We start from the raw sequence: 17,148 nt of genomic DNA on the forward strand, positions 1-17,148 counted from the left end.
ACAAATGAAAAGTAAATTATTATCTATATTATTAGCTGCAAGCTTTATATTAACAGCTTGTGGACAAGACAAAAACGCTACAGAAACAAAAGAAGAACCTAGTAAAGAAGTTGAGCAAACTCAATCCGTAGAAAGTAACAAGGAAGAAAGTAGCGAAGAAGAAATTCAAGAAGAGAAAAAAGAAGAAGAAACAGCTACAAACGAGCAAGAAATCCAAGCAGAACCAGGAAATACCCAAGAAAAAAATTATTTTAATTGGGAAACAAATAATGCTATTTATAAACAAACAGGCGATGCATTTATTACAAATTCCAAATATGATGATAGCAAAATATTAGTAATTCCTATAAACTTTACAAACAAACAAGAAGAAGCTTCTGATCCTTGGATGACCTTTGTGCTTGATTATAAAGTATTTCAAGAAGACGAAAACCAAGAATACACACTTAACGGAGGACAAGGACAAGTTCCTGATGAATATGACTCCCCTTTAAATACAAGTGTTAAAAAGGACGGAAACACAGATTGGTATATAACCTATACACTAGAAAAACCAGAATCCGATGTAAGATTACAAACACAATTTGGTAGTGGTGTAGATTACACATTTAAACAAAAATAATTTTATAACCCCCTAATAAAGTGCAGATTAATTGCTGCACTTTATTTGTACCAGAAAGGAAAAACAAATGGCAAAAAGAAGAAGAAAATATGCGAACGGACAAGGTAGCATAACCCATGTAAAAGGGAAAAAATCTCCTTGGCGGGCTAGATTACCAGCCACTTACGATTCGTCTGGAAAAGAACATCGTAAAACTGTAGGTTTTTTTAAAACACAAAAAGAAGCTCAAAACGCCTTAGATTCCTACACTTTAATCGATGATATCAAAACATTTAAAGACATATATATAGAATATAAAAAAACAGACGATTTTTTAAATCTAACCAAAAAAACAAAAGATCGTTACGAAGATGCTTTCTTATCCTTTAAATCTCTTTGGAATAAAAATATTATGGATATAAAAGCATTACAATTACAAAAGTGTATTAACACAAAAGTGTTAGAAGGTTATTATGCAACAGAAGACGGGAAAAGAGTAAGAAAAGAATACTCAAAAGATTCCATCTCCAGATTAAAACATGTAGCAAATAAAATATATAACTTTGCAGAAAGACACGATTTAGTAGACAAAAATAGAGCAAAAGTTTTAGAAGTAAAAGGGTTAGACCCAAAACCAGAAAAAACAATATTTTTTGCAGATGAAATTGATAAATTATTTAATTCTATCCCCTACAATCCATATGCAAGGCACGTTTTAATAATGATATTTACAGGAATGAGGACATCAGAATATAGAAATTTAAAAGTAGATAACATAGATTTTGAAAACAAAATGATTACAGACTTTGGAATAAAAACAAACAAGGGAAGAAAAAGAATTATGTTTATCCATGAGAAAATAGAAGATATATTGTTAGAACTTGCAAAGGAATCCACAACAGGTTATATAGTAGAAAATATTACAATTAATAGGCAAAACAAAAAAGCTACCCACCCAAGCGATCAAACATTTAGAAAAGGTATATTTAATAAAGCACTAGAAAAAGCAGGATTAGAAAAAACTATACCCAAACAATGTAGATATACATTTGCAACTATCGCCCACCTATCTGGTATAAGTGATATGGATCTTATGGACTTAATGGGACACGAATCCATAATGACAACAAAAAATTCTTATATCCAAACTACAGATTTTTATTTAATGCAACAATTGCAAACTTATGATTTTAGAAAAGCACTAAAATTATCTTAATTTTTTAAAAAAAGACACTAAAAAAACGGATATTCAACCTTGCTGGTAACCTATTGGTAACCAAGGGAAAAATATCCGTTGATTTTAAGCCATTATCGGCTCTATATTGGTGCGGGATAAAGGAGTTGAACCTTCACGAGAAAATCTCACTAGATCCTAAGTCTAGCGCGTCTGCCAATTCCGCCAATCCCGCATATGGGGTGAGTAGAGAGATTCGAACTCTCGATCTCCTGGGCCACAACCAGGTGTCTTAACCAACTGGACCATACCCACCAAATAATTAACTTACTATATAAGTATACATCCAATTGAATCACTTGTCAAGTAAATTGTAAATTATTTTTAATTTTTTTTACATTTACTATGGCCTTTTCTTTCGACTTATATATAATATCATATTTATTTTTTTAATGCAAATTTTTTTAGATTTTTTTGTTTTACAAAAAATATATCTTATAGTAAAATACTGATAGGAAAGTGATTTGAGGTGATTTAATGAAGAAAAAGTCAAAAAGTAAAGTAATTTTAAAAATTTTTGCTGTAGTAGTTGCTCTATCTATGGTTATTCCTATTATTATGAATGCTGTTGAATCTTTATGATTGTAGAAAATATAGAGTATTCAGATAAATATAATTTGGTTAAGCTTACTATTTCGAAAGAATTTTTTTATATTTCTTACGATTTCTTTAATGATTTGAATATTTCAAAAGATCAAGATTTAGATTTTGATATTTATAAGAAAATTCTAAGCGAAGATGATTTTAATAGATGTAAGAATGAAGCTTTAAAACAAATTTCTTATAGGGCTAAAACTTCCCATGATATAATTTATAAGTTAAAGAAAAAAAATTATTCACAAGAATCTATTGACAAGGTAATAGATTTTTTAAATGAATATGATTTAATTGATGATGAAAATTATGTAAAATCTTATATTAATGACAAATCTAATATAGCAAATTGGTCTAGGGGAAAGATAAGATACAAGTTAAAGTCAAAATTTATTGATGATAAACTTATCGATAAATATTTAGATCAAATATCTTATGAAGAAGAATATGAAAAAGCTTATAATTATGGTTTAAGAAAAAAAATGAGTACGGATGATAAAAACAAAGTATATAGATTTTTAGCTTCTAAGGGATTTTCTTACGATATTATAAAAAATGTTTTGGGTGATTTGTTTTAATGAATGACGCTTACGTTTATATGTTAAGATGTTCTGATGATAGTCTATATACAGGTTGGACCAATAATATTAAAAATAGATTAGATAAGCACAATAAGGGAATTGGTGCAAAATATACAAGAGCAAGAAGACCTTGTAAGCTTGTTTTTTATAAAAAAGTAAATAATAAAAATAGGGCTATGCAGATTGAATATAGAATTAAAAGATTAAATAAAAAATATAAGGAAAATATTGTAAATAATTTTGATAGAAAAAAATTAGAGCTTATCGATTAGATAAGCTCTTTTTCTTTTAGTTTTTTTACAAGGTTTTCTCCTTCTCTTTTTAATGATAATTCAAATAATCCCATATTGGTAAAACCATAAATTGTATATGTTTTAAAATACTTTTTTATTTTTTTATTTATTTTTTCTATCAATTTGTCATTATAAGTAGAATTAAGAAAATCTATTACAATCATTCCGCCTATATTTCTTAGTTTCAGATTGTAGAATATAAAATCAATTACTTCTTCATTCACTTTGAAATAAAAATCATCCCTATCCATGGTTGATTTTTTCTTTGATGAATTAACATCTACAAAACACAATGTTTCTAAATCGTTGATTATTATTGAAAGATCATCCTTATAAATTTTTTCATCTTTTATTGTTTTTATAGAATCAAAAATTATTTTATTATTTTTTATATTAATTTCTTTACAAAGTAAATTTTTATTTTTTTCTAAATATAGATCAAATTCATTGTAGGTTTTTAATAATTTTGGTGTAGGATCAAATTTTTCCTCATTTATTAGTGAGTTTTTAATATCAATTAAATTATTATAGCTTTGGGCATTTTTATTTCTTCCATCTTTTAAGATTGGATAGCCCTTGTTCTTGAACCTATATAAATAGTAATCTTCATTTTCTATCCTAAAATTGGCACTAAATCTTGCAAGTTTATCATCAAATTCTTCTTTTACTATTTGACCAATTACGCTATCTCCAATTTTAAACTTTTTATTTGATTTTAAAAAAGCCTTCTTGTCCTTGTCATATAACAAAAAATATGCATTAATTGAATCAATTTTATCCACAACTTTAGCTCTATAAATATTATAAAGATAAGGAGAGTAAAATTTTAATTCATACAATTTATCGTCTACAATTTTTCCAAAGGCCTTTTCTTTGTAATCTACAAATATATATGATTTCATTGTGCTAATTTTTTCTTTAATTTTTCAAAAAATCCTATTTTTCCGATTGATTCTACTTTATCTTCCAATAAATTAGAAATTATAGCATCATAAGAATTATTTTTTGTCTTTAATCCCAAAAATTTTGAAGATTTATTAATAATTTGTTCTCTTTTTTCTCTAATATCGAAATACTTATCATCATTTTCAATATAAAAATAATCAGAGCTTATATCACTATCAAGTTCTTCTACATTTAAAATTTTAATTTCTTTTTTATTTTCTAATAAATTTGGATCTAATCCATAAATTATCAAATAATCATAATTCGATATTTTTTCAAATAATTGATTGATATCTTCTTTTTTGATTTTGTATTTATCTTCTACTAAAGGTGAGATAGCAAAATCAATATTTTCCTTATAAGTTCTAATTATCTTATCAAGGCCTACAATTTCAAGGAAATAATCACATATATCATATGTGATCATTCCTGCCATATCAAACAAATCTTCTATATTTTCGTTTTTGTTTCTTTTAAAAGATAGAAGTAATAAAGATTTATCTTTAGAAAGTTCATTTGAAAGTTCTTTTATAAATTTAAGTTCATTATGATTTTTTGAATTTATTAAAAACACATTCATGCTATTCTCCATTTGTATTTTCTTGTGTATTTACATTATTTTGATTATTTTCCTGATCATTTTTTTCATTATTATCTTTATTTTTATCTACAACAATGCTTTGATCATCAGGATTTATTTTAATATCAAAATATTTACAAACTATATCTCTTACAACTGGACCACAATTTATAGACGTTCCTGCTTGAACCATAAAAACTGTTATAGCAATTTCTGGGTCATCATATGGTGCAAACGCCACCATCCAAGCATAGGAATCGTAATCAGATCCATCCGGATTTTTTCCTTCAACTTCAGCAGTTCCTGTTTTTTCTCCAACTTCTATTGGTATATCCCTAAAGAATTTAAAAGCTTGAGCTGCTTGTAAGGCACCATATTTTATATCTTCAAAGTTTTTAGGATCTTTTACAGGAATTTTTGATCTTTTTACTTGATTTTTAAATAAAACATCTTTTGAATTATGATTAGTGACCTTATCAATCAAAGTATATTTATTTAAATAACCTCCATTTGAAATTGTTGATATAACCCTATTCATTTGAAGTGGAGTATATGAATTTTGTCCTTGACCAATTACAATATTTAGCATATCTGTAATATCCCATTCAGCTTGATTTAAGAAAGTATATTTTATACTATCAGCAAGCCCTGATTGTTCTCCATCAAGAACTTTTTCTGGTTCGTATCCATATTTATCAAGCTTTTTAATCAATTCATCTCTTGAAATTGATTTTGGTTTATTAGCTAATTTTACAATATTTTCAATATCTTTATTAAAATCATCTTTTGATTTTTTGGTATTTTCTTTTAAATATTTATTTAAGTTTTCTTCAAGATATTGTTTTAATAATGTTTTTGTTACTTCTAATTTTTTTTCTGTTGAAGGTATGTTTCCTCTAGATTCGCTTGGAATATTTATTTCTATACCAGTTGTTTCATCAAGTCCTAACATTTCTGCTGTTTTTCTTATATCATTAAGTTCAAGTTTTACACCAATACTTTTCCCGTTAGAAGGATTTTCTCCCAAGGCAAGTGTAAAGAAATAATAGTTACAAGAAACTTTTAAGGCATCATATAAGGTTTCGTCCCCATGTTTTATACCATATTCTGTCCACGCCAGACAAGAAAATCTTCTATTTCCTATATCCATAAATCCATTACAGTAATTTAATCTTTGTGGATCTAATCCTTTTTCTAAGGCTGCAAGTGATGAAACTAATTTAAAAGTAGAACCCGGCATTACAGCTGTTTGACTAGCCATATTTAACATTGGTCTTGGCGCTAATACAGTTGAGTTTTCTGGAACTTGTAAGCTCTCCCAATCTGTATCAGAAATTCCAGTAGAAAATAAGTTCGGATCATAGTTAGGATATGAAGCAGATGCCAAAACTTCTCCAGTTTTTACATTACTTACTACTACAGCACCACTAGCTGCATAATTACCTCTAACTGGTGGAACGTAATTTCCATAAATAGATTCGTAAGCTGTACCTGTTCTTATAGCTTCAAGCATTGCTGCCAAAGTTCTTTCAGATTCTTTTTGTAAATTTGCATCTATAGATAAGTAAACATCATTTCCTGGTTCAGAAGGAGTTTGTGATAAAGTTTTGATTCTATTTCCTGATGAATCAACTGTCACAATACTTTTACCATTTTTACCTCTTAAGGTTTCTTGGTAGGATTCTTCTATTCCAGTTTTTCCAACAATTTCATCTCTTAAATAAGAATCTTGATTTACATATTTTTCAACTTCAGTATCAGTTGCAATTGGCCCCATATAACCAAGTACGTGGCTTGCAAGATTTCTATTTGGATATGATCTTATTGGTATAGTAGCAACATCAATACCATTAGATTTTTTAATATTTTCCTCAATTCTTAAAACTGTAGATTCATCTAAATTATATACTAAATTAATTGGCCTAAAACCATAAGATCCTTGTTTGTTTACAATATTATCAATAGTTAATATTCCACAGGCTTCATAATTATTATCATTTTTTATATTTGAAACTGATTTTATATAATCAAGAATTTCTTTTGCATTTTTAGCTTTTTCTAATTTTTTTAATTATTTCATTTCTTGAATTATTTTTATCTTTGTTTGCATAATATTCAAAAAAATCTTTCTTTGCTACATTAAATGTATAGTCCCATTTTTCAGGTTTATCTTCTGTAATATCTATAGAAGGATATACACTATTTTTTGCATTTGCATTTTGTGCTAAAAATTTAAAATCTTTATCTAAAACTATATCTTTAAGTAAATGATTTTTATCTGCAAGTTCTGCTAATTCTTCTGCTGGATCTCCTGCTTGAGAATTTTTAAAATTTAATTCTACAGAATATATATTTTTATCATCTTTTGTTTCTGTTTTTACTTCTGTTTTGAAATTTGCATATATTCCTTTATTTTCTAATTTTTCAATTAAAACATCTGCCGGAATACTATAAGAACCATCATCCTCGTTTAAACTTGCTGATTTTAAGAAGTCTTTTATTGATGATTTTTTTACTATTTGATAAAAATCATCACTTGCTTTTGTATCAATTTTTATTTCAGGATAACCATTATTTAGGCTAGCTTTTTTTTGTATAAATTTCTCATCAGCAGTTAAAGTATAATCTTTAATTATTACATTTGATTGAAGATTATTTTCTTTTAAAATATTGTAAGTTAATAATCTAGCCTTATTATTTTCTAAAATATTTCTTAATACAGCTTTATCTTCTCCAATTTCACTTACAACAACATCAACAGGATCTTCATCAATAGTATGATTTATTGATTTTAATTTATTTTCTGCATTGTCTTTGTATGTTAAATTAAGGTCTCCATTTTTTTGATTTACTAAAATTGGTACATCAATTCCTCTTTTTTTCAAAGCAAGAAGGGCTGTTTTCATAGTTTCATATTTAATGCCGTTATTATCACTATGAGATTTCACAATCTCATCTATCAAGTTATTATCAATTATAGTATCTACAATTTTATCTTCTGGTGACTTTTCTTCTTTAAAATAATCTTCTTTGCTTTTATATTGGAAAGAGTTTAATCTTATATCAAAGTCATTTTGATAATTAACACCAGCTTCTTCTAAAATATTAGCCAAAGTAGTCTCAGCTTCTATCCTATCTTTGTCGTCTAAATTTGTTAATTGGTCCTTATAAAGTTGCACTGCAAAGGATGGAACTGTAGTAGCAAGCACATTTCCATTCCTATCTAAAATATCTCCCCTACTTGCAATCTCATCAACTTCTTGAACTTTTCTATTATCAGATAGGTCCCTATAATGTTCTCCTTGATTAATCATAAGTATAAATAATTTTACAAATATTGCTACAAACATCAAGCCAAAAACAATCTGTAATAGGGTAATCCTATTTTCTTTTTGTTTTTTCAAATTTTACACCCCTATATTCTGTAAGTTGGAATATACATTAATTTCTTTATTAAAAAGTGATAAACTAGATACACTAAAGTATTTAATACTGCCTCTACTAAAAGCGGTATGAATAAATAATTTTTAATTACAATAATGTCTGCTTTAAATATATAAGTTATTAAGCTAACAAAAATAAAGTTAATTATAGTAAAAACAAAACTCAAAATTAATCCTGTATTTTTATCACTATTAAATCTAAATCTATCTTCTGCGACAATATATCCAATCAAAAAGTATGATAAGGCTCTAATACCTATGATATTTGAAAACATAAAATCTTCTAAAAGACCAATTATAAGTCCCGTATATGCACCACTTTTAGAACCTAGTATTAATGAAAGACTAATTACTAGACCTATAACTATATTTACATTAGATCCAAAAATATCTATTTTTGAAAATACTGTTATTTGTAAAATAAATGTTATAAAAGCTATTATAAAAGTTTTTAATTTATTCATAATTAACCTACCTTCTAAGAATCAAAACTCTATATAAGTGAGTAAAATCTACAGGAGAATCTATATTTACATTTTTTCTTAAAGAATCTTTGCTCATATAAACATTTGATATTTCTCCTAAATATAAACCTTTTGGATATACTCCACCAATTCCACTTGTTAAAATTACATCGGATTTTTTAACATCACTATCAACCTCTAGCATATATCCATTTATAGATTTATTCTTGTAATCATCTATTACTCCATAATCCCCACTTCGAGAATTAATAAATGAAACATCATTTGAAGAATTTTTTATTGTTTCTACTTTACTTGTCGTAGAGTTAACTTTTACAACTTTTCCAATAACTGCAGATGAATATTCACTATCACCAATTGCTTGAAGTATTACATCATTAACTTTTAATCCGTCTTTACTTCCCTTATCAATAAAAAATGATTCCTGCATGCTTTTTACATCAGAACTAATTATTTGAGCTTTAAGATAAGAATATTCATTGTCATTCATAGCATCTTTTTCAGCCTTAAGAAAGTCTTTTCTATTTATTATTTCCATTAAATTAGCATTTTCTTTTAATAAGTTTTTATTTTCAATCTTTAATTTCTCAATTTCTGACCTAGTTTGTTTAGATCCAATTGTATCTTCAACTGCCTTTATTAATTCTGATGAAATAGAATAAGAAACCTTATTAAGTGGCTTAAAAATCGTATTTGTAACATTATTACCAGCCTTTGCTAAACCATTAGAAAAACTAGATACAAAAATCAAAACAACTAAAAGCGCTATTGTTACTATAAAAGATTTATTATTTTTCTTTTTTCTTCTATATGACATATTTACCTACTTTGATATTTTAAAAATCTATCTGGATTTTCCATAATTAAACCAGCACCTTTTATAGCATCAAGGTCTGGATTATCAGATACATTTGCCTTCAAATTTATTTTCTTTTCAATATATTCTCCAAGTCCTTTAACCTTTGCCATTCCGCCTGTGAGAATAAAACCATCATTTTTAATATCACTTGATAACTCTGGTGGAGTTTTTTCTAACACTAAAAAAATCATTTCAACTAAAGAATCTGCAAAATCACTCAAACAAGCAGCAATCTCTTCACTCTTTAACTTTATTCTTTTAGGTTTAGCATCTTTAAGATCTCTTCCTTCAACATCAATTGATAAATTTTTATCCTTAATTCTAAGAGATAAAATTTCTTTTTTGATTTTCTCTGCTGTATTAAGTCCAATTTCAATCTTTTTAGTATCTCTCAAAAAACTTTGAATATTTTTATCAATATCATCTCCACCGATTTTCAAAGTTTTACTAGCAACTATTCCATTTAAGCTTACAACACATACTTCACTATTGCCCGCACCTAGATTTAAAACTAAAATCCCTCTAGGATCTTCAGGACTCAAACCAACACCAAAACATGATGCTAATGATTCATCAACCATAATAACATCTCTGCTTCCCGCATGTAGTGCAGCATCTTCTACAGCTCTTTCTTCTATATCAGTTATTCCACTTGGAACACATACAACAGCTCTTGCTTGTAGAAAAGAAAAACCGGGATTTATTTTTTGAAAATAATAATTAAGCATAGCTTCTGTCAAATTAAAATCCGAAATAACTCCTTTTTCAATTGGTCTTTGTACAATAATTTCATCTGGAGTTTTTCCAATCATATCTTTAGCCTCTTGACCAATTGCCTTTATTTGTTGATTTTGATGATCTAAAACCAAAACAGTTGGCTCATTAATGACAACACCATCTTCTTTTTTATAAACTTTAATACTACTAGTACCTAAATCTATAGCAAGGTCTTCAGCCTTAATCCTTAACTTCATATTTATCTCCTACATTAAATTTTCTTTTTTAAAACTAAAATATTCTCCATTTCCAATTATAAGATGATCTAAAACATTAATATCCAAAATATCTCCAGCTTGAACTAATTTATTGGTAATAATCTTGTCGTTTTTTGAAGGTATACAATTACCACTTGGATGATTATGTATAAAAATTATAGCATTAGCACTTTTTCTAACAGCTGGTGTAAAACATTCTCTAGGATTTACAATAGATGAATTAAGATCTCCAGTAGAAATTAACTCCTTACTAATAATAATATTTTTAGTATCTAATAATATAGCATAGAAATGTTCTTTTTTTGTGTCTATAAATTTATTTTTCATTATAAAATAAGCATCATCGGCACAAGTTATTCTTTTAATTCTCTTATTTATCATTTTTTCACTTAATCTTTTGCCAAATTGGATAGCCGCAACAATCTTGCTAGCTTTTGCAATTTTAACTCCCTCTATAGAAGAAAGTTCTTCTATACTAATAGACAAAAGCTCATCAGTAGAAAATTTAGATAAAATATCCCTACTTAGCTCTATTGCATTTTTCCTTTTTGATCCAAATCCAATAAGAATAGCTAACAATTCCTCATCACTTAAACTATCATAACCATAATTTTTAAGTTTTTCTCTTGGCCTTTGGCTTATATCCAAATCTTTAATCTTTTTATTCATAAAAAATACCAATTTTGTCTAAATGCTCAATCATAAATCTAGAACTTAAACCCACAAAAAATCCAGTAAAAATTCCAATAAAAACTAAGACTGGAAAATAATAGAACATTTTTATATTCTGCATAAAAAATATAGCAACAATAATTTGTCCTAAATTATGACAAAAAGCACCAATTTCACTAACTCCAATCATAGAAAAATCATCATCAACCTTTTTAATAGCAAAGTAAATTGCAGTTGTAGAAAAAATTGCGCCTACTATCGAATAGAAAAAGCTCATAACTGATCCAGTAATCAAAACCAATAGAAAAGATTTCAAAATACTTACAGCCAAAGCTTTTTTATAATCATAAAAATATATACAAACTAATATTACTATATTAGAAAATCCCAATCTCGCACCAGGAATTGGTACCGGCATTGGGACCATTGATTCAATCAGAGAAATGGCAAGAGATAGGGCAGTTAAAAGCGATAAATTTACATAAACTTTTACATTACTTTTATTCATTTTACCACCTTATCAATATCATCACTGCTTATATCATCATCGGAAACAATTTCTAAAATTAGTCTATGAGGAAGACACACAATTGTTTCTCCAACTTTTTTTATTTTAGGCATACGAGTGCAAATTAAATCTCTACAATTTGCTTCTTTCATTTTAACCTCACCATTTTTTATATCTACAATATTATATTCATCATCCACTTTTATCTTAAAAGTTTTATCTTTATTCAAAGGGTATTTTCCATACTCTTTTCCATTTAGTTCTACTCTTAAATAATCACCATTTTGATCAGATTTAAATCCCTTCACAAAAACAGTCATTAATATACTTAAAAATAAAAGCAATACAATAACAATTATATCTCTTTTCTTTAATTTCATAAACACCTCTTATAAAAGTTTATCATTTAAAATATAATAATGTCAATTCAATAAAAAAAGACCACCGAAAAATCGGTGATCAGTAATTTTATTCTACATATATACATTTAGCTGGGCATTTTTCAGCTGCTTCTTTTAAAAGATTTATATCCAAATTGTCAGAAATCGTCTCTTTAGATAAGAAATTATCCATTGAAAAACCTTCTGGGTAAGTTCTTGCACAAATTGAACAACCAATACAACCTACTTTACAATTTCCTCTAACATCTTTTCCTTTGTCATGTGATGAACATTTTACAATTGCTTTTTGAGAATAAGGAACAAGTTCTATTATATTTTTTGGACAAGTTTTAACGCATGCACCACAGGCCACACATTTTTCCTTATCAACTACACTTACTCCATTAACCATATGTATAGCATCAAATTCGCAAGCTTTAACGCAAGATCCACATCCTACACATCCATAATTGCAGGCTTTTTTTCCACCAAAAAGTGCAATTTGTGCTCTACAATCATCAAGTCCTGCATATTCATATAAATCTTTTGCATTTTCACATGTACCATTACATTTAACAACAGCAACTTGTTTTTCACCAGCACCAGCTGATTCAACTCCCATTGCACTTGCAACTGAATCAGTTACAGATTGTCCACCAATTACACAAGCAGAAACAGGTGCTTCTCCTTTTGCAATTGCATTAGCACAACCATCACATCCTGGATATCCACAAGCTCCACAGTTAGCTCCAGGAAGTTCTTCTCTAACTCTTTCAACAATCGGATCAGTTTTTACTTCAAATTTTTTACTAATTACACCAAGTAATACTGCCAACAAAAATCCCAATCCTGCAAGTACTACCGCTGGTATTAAAATATTATTCATTAATATAACCTTCCTTCTCTATGCTAATCCTGCAAAGCCCATAAAAGCAATTGACATTAGACCTAGAGTAATCAAAGTAATAGGTCCACCCTTGAAAGCTTCTGGCAAGTCGTTATCTTCTATTTTTTCTCTTATAGAAGCAAGTATTACTAAAGCAATTAGAAAACCTACTGCTGCTGCCGCTGAGTTTACAACAGTTTCTAATAAATTATAACTATCATTAATGTTTTTTATAGCAACACCCAAGACCATACAGTTAGTAGTAATTAATGGTAAATAAACCCCCAATGCATCATATAAATTTGGCATTGATTTTTTCATAATAATTTCTACTATTTGTACTAAAGATGCAATTACAAGAATAAATACTACTGTTTGCAAATATCCAATATTTAATGGATCTAATATGTAGTATTGTATAATCCATGTAATTAATGAGCTTAAAGTTACTACAAATATAACTGCTGCTCCCATTCCTTTTGCTGTTTCTACTTTACCTGAAACTCCAAGAACAGGACAGATTCCTAAAAATTGTCCTAATACATAATTATTTACAAAAATTGATGCAATAATTATTGAAAATAAATTTGACATAATTCCTCCTACTTATTATTTTTCTTCTTGTTTGAAATAGCTGCTGCTACTGCAAACATGATTCCTAGGATAATAAATGAAGATGCAGGTTGAATTAAAAATCCAATTGTAAAATCTTCAGGAATTATTCTATTATCTAGTAATGTTCCATTTCCAAATAATTCTCTTATAGCTGCAAGAATTGAAATTGCTATAGTATAGCCTAAACCTTGGCCTAGTCCATCAATAATTGATGCAATAGGACCTTGTTGAGATGCAAATCCTTCAGCTCTAGCAAGAATAATACAGTTTACAACTATAAGTGGAATAAAAATCCCTAATGATTGATCAAGAGCTGGTAGGTAAGCTTTTATTAACATTTGTACCATAGTTACGAAAGATGCGATAACAACAATAAATGCTGGTATTCTAACTTCACCAGGTATAAAATTCCTTAATAAAGAAATAACTAAATTTGAAAGTGTAAGTACAAATATTACAGCAGCTCCCATACCGATAGCATTAAAAAGTGATGACGAAATAGCAAGTACAGAACACATACCTACCATTTGAACAAACACTGGGTTATTAGAAAATATTCCATCTTTAAAAACTTTTAGTAAATTAGGAGATTTTTTCTTTCTTTTTTCTTTTTCTTTTTGAACATCAATTGGTTTTCCCGTTTGTCTTTCCATTATAAACCTCCCTACTTAATATCCTTTAATACATCACGAGCTGTATTTATTCCCTTTAAAATAGCATCTGTTGAATATGTAGCTCCTGATATTCCAACAATTTCATTTTCAGATCCAGCTTCAGATGCTCCTACTTTTTTATCCATACTCACACCCTTAACGCCTTCTTTAAACCAATCTTCTTCCATTTGAAGACCAAATCCTGCAGATTCTGCATGTTTCAAAGGACTGAATCCTGTTAATTTATTCTCTTTATCAACACCAACGATAAATTCAATATCTCCACCGTATCCACCTTTGGCATTTACATCAAATACATAACCTTTGTCTCCATCAGCCTTATAAACTCCTTTTACAGACTCAGGATAATCTCCTTTTACTTCTTCAAAGCTTTTACCTTCTGGAAAAGCAATTTTTAATGATTCCTTCAATTTTTCTTTTTCAGCTTTTTTAATAATTGGATCTGTAACTGAATTTGTAAAGGCCAACACTAAAGCTGATACGGCTGTAATTATTAATAATTTGATTCCTAATTTTAATGCTTTATTCATCTTTTTCCCCTTTATTAGATACACCAAATACCTTAGGCATTGTTTTACTATCTATAAGTGGAACTAATAAGTTCATTAATAGAATTGAATATGAAACACCTTCTGGATATCCACCAAAAACTCTTATAAGTGAAGTGATAAGTCCACATCCGAAGGCAAATATTATCTCTCCTTTTTTTGTTACAGGACTTGTTGTATAGTCAGTTGCCATGAAAAATGCACCTAGCATAAGTCCACCTGATAATAATTGCTCAAGTATTCCATCTACAGATTTATTGAAAATCATCAACAAAACTGCTGTTGTTAATATGTATACTGCAGGTATTCTTAATGAAATAACTTTTCTAATTACTAAATATGCTGCTCCGATTAATATAGCAAGTGCTGAAACTTCTCCTATACATCCTCCCATATTACCAATAAACATATCTAATAAGCCAGGTTTATCTCCACCTGATAAAACTGTTGCTGCTGAAACTGCTGAAACTTTTCCAGGTGCTACATAATTTGACATATTTTTTGACCAAGATGCAAGTAAAAATGCTCTTGCTCCAAGTGCTGGGTTTACAATATTTTGCCCAATCCCACCAAAAAATTGTTTACAAATTACTATAGCAAATGCAGCTCCTATAACTGTTTGCCAGATTGGCATTGTAACAGGAATATTATAGGCTAAAAGTAAACCTGTAACTACTGCAGATAAATCATTTATTGATGTATCTCTTTTCATAACTTTGTTAGAAATAAATTCTGCTATTATACAACTTAAAACTGATGCTATTATTAAAGCCAACGCTTTTGTACCAAAGTAATAAACTCCTACAAGTCCTGTTGGAATAAGAGCAATTATTACATCTAACATTTCTTTAGTAACAGTTCTCTCGCTTCTCATATGAGGAGAGGATGATACTAATAATTTTTTTGCTTCCATTTAATTCTCCTCTACTTTCCTGCTTGACGAATTTGTCTTTTTCCAAATCTAATAGCTTCAACTAATGGTCTTTTAGATGGACAAATATATGAACATGAACCGCATTCAATACAATCTAGTATATGTAAATCTTGTGCTTTATCAAATTTTTCTTTAAGTGAAAATTTATGAATTAAAAGTGGCATAAGTCCTACTGGACACACGCTTACACACTTAGCACATCTAATACATGGATTTGTAATTGGTGCTTTTGATTCTTCTTTATTTAAAACTAATATACAGTTACTAGCTTTTTCTACTGGTTGGTTAACATTTGGTTGAGCAATTCCCATCATTGGTCCACCATTTATAACTTTTCCAGCATCTTCTGTCATTCCGCCAGCTTCTTCAATCATATGTTCAAAGCTTGTTCCAAGTCTAACTAAGAAATTAGAAGGATTTTTTATTCCATGACCTGTTACTGTCATGTATCTTTCTATCAATGGTTTTCCATAATAAACTGCTTCATAAACTGCGTTTGCTGAAGAAACGTTTGATACTATAACTCCAACATCCATTGGAAGACCACCTGAAGGCACTTCTCTATGTAATACTGCGTTTATTATTCTTTTTTCATCACCTTGTGGATATTTGGTAACCATTGTAGCAAGTTCTAGTTTTGTTGAATTTTTAGCTGCTATTGCTTTTCTTACTTTTTCAATTGCTTCTTGTTTATTATCTTCGATTGCTATAATTCCCTTTTTAGCATCTACTGCTTTTACAAGAAGTTCCAAACTATCTACAATTATTTCAGCTTTTGTTTTTAAAAGATAATCATCGCAAGTAACGTAAGGTTCACATTCTGCACCATTAATAATTACAGTATCAACTGGTTTATTTGGTGAATATTTTATATGTGCAGGAAATGCTGCTCCTCCCATACCTACAAGACCATTTTCTTTCATTGCCTCAACTATTTTTTCTTTAGTTAGGTTAGTAACATCTTTTCTTTCATAGTTAATTTCTTGGTCATAGCCTTCTGTATCGATTACTACAGCTTTAGCATTCTTACCTGATGCTGTTTGTATATCTATAACATTTGTAACTTTACCGCTAACTGATGAGTGAATGTTACATGAAAAATTACCTACAGCTTCACCTATAAGCTCTCCTACTTTCACTTCATCGTTTTTCTTAACTAAACATTTGCTTGGAGCTCCGATATGTTGAGTAAGTGGAATTGTTACAGTTTTTGGTACTTTTGCAACAATTAAGTTACTATTTTCACTTAATTCCTTGTACTCTGGAATCTTAACTCCATTGTCAAATGACAAATTTTCTAGAGCCATAATCTCTCCTTTCA

Annotated in this window: 20 protein-coding genes and 2 tRNA genes; 4 read left to right on the plus strand and 18 right to left on the minus strand. The window is 28.5% G+C overall.

The window, feature by feature from the left end:
• The first annotated feature begins 4 nt into the window (after positions 1 to 4).
• Positions 5 to 622: a hypothetical protein gene (locus tag ASHG_RS03860; RefSeq protein WP_040397637.1), complete on the plus strand. Its 618-nt coding sequence runs from the start codon at positions 5 to 7 to the stop codon at positions 620 to 622.
• A gap of 67 nt (positions 623 to 689) precedes the next feature.
• The gene (locus ASHG_RS03865) at positions 690 to 1,817 is read left to right on the plus strand and encodes a tyrosine-type recombinase/integrase (RefSeq protein ID WP_040397639.1); all 1,128 of its coding nucleotides are present in this window, start codon (positions 690 to 692) and stop codon (positions 1,815 to 1,817) included.
• Between the two features lie 107 nt (positions 1,818 to 1,924).
• Here the strand turns inward: ASHG_RS03865 and ASHG_RS03870 are convergent.
• A tRNA-Leu gene (locus tag ASHG_RS03870) sits at positions 1,925 to 2,010 on the minus strand.
• A 3-nt stretch (positions 2,011 to 2,013) separates the two neighbouring features.
• Positions 2,014 to 2,090, minus strand: a tRNA-His gene (locus tag ASHG_RS03875).
• Between the two features lie 323 nt (positions 2,091 to 2,413).
• Between ASHG_RS03875 and ASHG_RS03880 the strand changes: the two genes are divergently transcribed.
• Together ASHG_RS03880 and ASHG_RS03885 are read left to right on the plus strand one after the other, a co-directional pair.
• The gene (locus tag ASHG_RS03880; RefSeq protein WP_040397641.1) at positions 2,414 to 3,007 is read left to right on the plus strand and encodes a regulatory protein RecX; all 594 of its coding nucleotides are present in this window, start codon (positions 2,414 to 2,416) and stop codon (positions 3,005 to 3,007) included.
• Positions 3,007 to 3,282: a GIY-YIG nuclease family protein gene (locus ASHG_RS03885; RefSeq protein ID WP_040397642.1), complete on the plus strand. Its 276-nt coding sequence runs from the start codon at positions 3,007 to 3,009 to the stop codon at positions 3,280 to 3,282. Before ASHG_RS03880 ends, ASHG_RS03885 begins: the two co-directional genes overlap by 1 nt.
• Here the strand turns inward: ASHG_RS03885 and ASHG_RS03890 are convergent.
• The 16 genes from ASHG_RS03890 to rsxC form a co-directional block, all read right to left on the minus strand.
• Complete coding sequence (locus ASHG_RS03890) at positions 3,279 to 4,205, minus strand: ribonuclease E/G (protein ID WP_040397644.1); 927 nt, start codon at positions 4,203 to 4,205, stop codon at positions 3,279 to 3,281. The genes ASHG_RS03885 and ASHG_RS03890 overlap by 4 nt on opposite strands.
• Positions 4,202 to 4,828, minus strand: coding sequence for a hypothetical protein (locus tag ASHG_RS03895; protein ID WP_040397646.1), 627 nt, complete (start codon positions 4,826 to 4,828; stop codon positions 4,202 to 4,204). Before ASHG_RS03895 ends, ASHG_RS03890 begins: the two co-directional genes overlap by 4 nt.
• A gap of 1 nt (position 4,829) precedes the next feature.
• Complete coding sequence (locus tag ASHG_RS09530) at positions 4,830 to 6,863, minus strand: penicillin-binding transpeptidase domain-containing protein (protein WP_316244688.1); 2,034 nt, start codon at positions 6,861 to 6,863, stop codon at positions 4,830 to 4,832.
• Positions 6,864 to 6,876: 13 nt separating this feature from the next.
• On the minus strand, positions 6,877 to 8,232 hold the full coding sequence (locus tag ASHG_RS09535) for a hypothetical protein (protein ID WP_316244683.1): 1,356 nt from the start codon (positions 8,230 to 8,232) through the stop codon (positions 6,877 to 6,879).
• 11 nt (positions 8,233 to 8,243) lie between these two features.
• Positions 8,244 to 8,735: a rod shape-determining protein MreD gene (mreD, locus tag ASHG_RS03905; protein WP_040397648.1), complete on the minus strand. Its 492-nt coding sequence runs from the start codon at positions 8,733 to 8,735 to the stop codon at positions 8,244 to 8,246.
• A 7-nt stretch (positions 8,736 to 8,742) separates the two neighbouring features.
• Complete coding sequence (mreC, locus tag ASHG_RS03910) at positions 8,743 to 9,573, minus strand: rod shape-determining protein MreC (protein WP_040397649.1); 831 nt, start codon at positions 9,571 to 9,573, stop codon at positions 8,743 to 8,745.
• A 2-nt stretch (positions 9,574 to 9,575) separates the two neighbouring features.
• The gene (gene mreB, locus ASHG_RS03915; RefSeq protein WP_040397650.1) at positions 9,576 to 10,589 is read right to left on the minus strand and encodes a rod shape-determining protein; all 1,014 of its coding nucleotides are present in this window, start codon (positions 10,587 to 10,589) and stop codon (positions 9,576 to 9,578) included.
• A gap of 9 nt (positions 10,590 to 10,598) precedes the next feature.
• On the minus strand, positions 10,599 to 11,279 hold the full coding sequence (gene radC / locus ASHG_RS03920; protein ID WP_040397651.1) for a RadC family protein: 681 nt from the start codon (positions 11,277 to 11,279) through the stop codon (positions 10,599 to 10,601).
• Positions 11,272 to 11,790, minus strand: coding sequence for a Gx transporter family protein (locus tag ASHG_RS03925; protein ID WP_040397653.1), 519 nt, complete (start codon positions 11,788 to 11,790; stop codon positions 11,272 to 11,274). The genes radC and ASHG_RS03925 overlap by 8 nt, the downstream gene beginning before the upstream one ends.
• Positions 11,787 to 12,170: a NusG domain II-containing protein gene (locus tag ASHG_RS03930; RefSeq protein WP_040397654.1), complete on the minus strand. Its 384-nt coding sequence runs from the start codon at positions 12,168 to 12,170 to the stop codon at positions 11,787 to 11,789. The genes ASHG_RS03925 and ASHG_RS03930 overlap by 4 nt, the downstream gene beginning before the upstream one ends.
• An 88-nt stretch (positions 12,171 to 12,258) precedes the next feature.
• Entirely contained in the window at positions 12,259 to 13,056 is a 798-nt protein-coding gene (locus tag ASHG_RS03935) for an RnfABCDGE type electron transport complex subunit B (protein ID WP_040397655.1), read from the minus strand.
• Positions 13,057 to 13,074: 18 nt separating this feature from the next.
• On the minus strand, positions 13,075 to 13,650 hold the full coding sequence (gene rsxA / locus ASHG_RS03940) for an electron transport complex subunit RsxA (protein ID WP_040397657.1): 576 nt from the start codon (positions 13,648 to 13,650) through the stop codon (positions 13,075 to 13,077).
• Between the two features lie 8 nt (positions 13,651 to 13,658).
• On the minus strand, positions 13,659 to 14,324 hold the full coding sequence (rsxE, locus tag ASHG_RS03945; RefSeq protein WP_040397658.1) for an electron transport complex subunit RsxE: 666 nt from the start codon (positions 14,322 to 14,324) through the stop codon (positions 13,659 to 13,661).
• An 11-nt stretch (positions 14,325 to 14,335) separates the two neighbouring features.
• Positions 14,336 to 14,875, minus strand: coding sequence for an RnfABCDGE type electron transport complex subunit G (locus tag ASHG_RS03950; protein WP_040397659.1), 540 nt, complete (start codon positions 14,873 to 14,875; stop codon positions 14,336 to 14,338).
• A complete protein-coding gene (locus ASHG_RS03955) occupies positions 14,868 to 15,806 on the minus strand; it encodes an RnfABCDGE type electron transport complex subunit D (RefSeq protein WP_040397660.1) in 939 nt (312 codons plus the stop codon). Before ASHG_RS03955 ends, ASHG_RS03950 begins: the two co-directional genes overlap by 8 nt.
• Before the next feature lie 11 nt (positions 15,807 to 15,817).
• Positions 15,818 to 17,134 carry an electron transport complex subunit RsxC gene (gene rsxC / locus ASHG_RS03960; RefSeq protein WP_040397661.1) on the minus strand — a complete coding sequence of 439 codons (1,317 nt, stop codon included), beginning with the start codon at positions 17,132 to 17,134 and terminating at the stop codon, positions 15,818 to 15,820.
• Positions 17,135 to 17,148 lie beyond the last annotated feature (14 nt).

Origin of the sequence: Anaerococcus senegalensis JC48, from assembly GCF_000321005.1 — a bacterium.
GTDB lineage: Bacteria > Bacillota > Clostridia > Tissierellales > Peptoniphilaceae > Anaerococcus > Anaerococcus senegalensis.

Bases quoted from the DNA above. Each gene is read 5' to 3' on its own strand.
- ASHG_RS03860 (WP_040397637.1), top strand. From the start codon at position 5: ATGAAAAGTAAATTATTATCTATATTATTAGCTGCAAGCTTTATATTA.
- ASHG_RS03865 (WP_040397639.1), top strand. From the start codon at position 690: ATGGCAAAAAGAAGAAGAAAATATGCGAACGGACAAGGTAGCATAACC.
- ASHG_RS03880 (WP_040397641.1), top strand. From the start codon at position 2,414: ATGATTGTAGAAAATATAGAGTATTCAGATAAATATAATTTGGTTAAG.
- ASHG_RS03885 (WP_040397642.1), top strand. From the start codon at position 3,007: ATGAATGACGCTTACGTTTATATGTTAAGATGTTCTGATGATAGTCTA.
- ASHG_RS03890 (WP_040397644.1), bottom strand. From the start codon at position 4,205: ATGAAATCATATATATTTGTAGATTACAAAGAAAAGGCCTTTGGAAAA.
- ASHG_RS03895 (WP_040397646.1), bottom strand. From the start codon at position 4,828: ATGAATGTGTTTTTAATAAATTCAAAAAATCATAATGAACTTAAATTT.
- mreD (WP_040397648.1), bottom strand. From the start codon at position 8,735: ATGAATAAATTAAAAACTTTTATAATAGCTTTTATAACATTTATTTTA.
- mreC (WP_040397649.1), bottom strand. From the start codon at position 9,573: ATGTCATATAGAAGAAAAAAGAAAAATAATAAATCTTTTATAGTAACA.
- mreB (WP_040397650.1), bottom strand. From the start codon at position 10,589: ATGAAGTTAAGGATTAAGGCTGAAGACCTTGCTATAGATTTAGGTACT.
- radC (WP_040397651.1), bottom strand. From the start codon at position 11,279: ATGAATAAAAAGATTAAAGATTTGGATATAAGCCAAAGGCCAAGAGAA.
- ASHG_RS03925 (WP_040397653.1), bottom strand. From the start codon at position 11,790: ATGAATAAAAGTAATGTAAAAGTTTATGTAAATTTATCGCTTTTAACT.
- ASHG_RS03930 (WP_040397654.1), bottom strand. From the start codon at position 12,170: ATGAAATTAAAGAAAAGAGATATAATTGTTATTGTATTGCTTTTATTT.
- ASHG_RS03935 (WP_040397655.1), bottom strand. From the start codon at position 13,056: ATGAATAATATTTTAATACCAGCGGTAGTACTTGCAGGATTGGGATTT.
- rsxA (WP_040397657.1), bottom strand. From the start codon at position 13,650: ATGTCAAATTTATTTTCAATAATTATTGCATCAATTTTTGTAAATAAT.
- rsxE (WP_040397658.1), bottom strand. From the start codon at position 14,324: ATGGAAAGACAAACGGGAAAACCAATTGATGTTCAAAAAGAAAAAGAA.
- ASHG_RS03950 (WP_040397659.1), bottom strand. From the start codon at position 14,875: ATGAATAAAGCATTAAAATTAGGAATCAAATTATTAATAATTACAGCC.
- ASHG_RS03955 (WP_040397660.1), bottom strand. From the start codon at position 15,806: ATGGAAGCAAAAAAATTATTAGTATCATCCTCTCCTCATATGAGAAGC.
- rsxC (WP_040397661.1), bottom strand. From the start codon at position 17,134: ATGGCTCTAGAAAATTTGTCATTTGACAATGGAGTTAAGATTCCAGAG.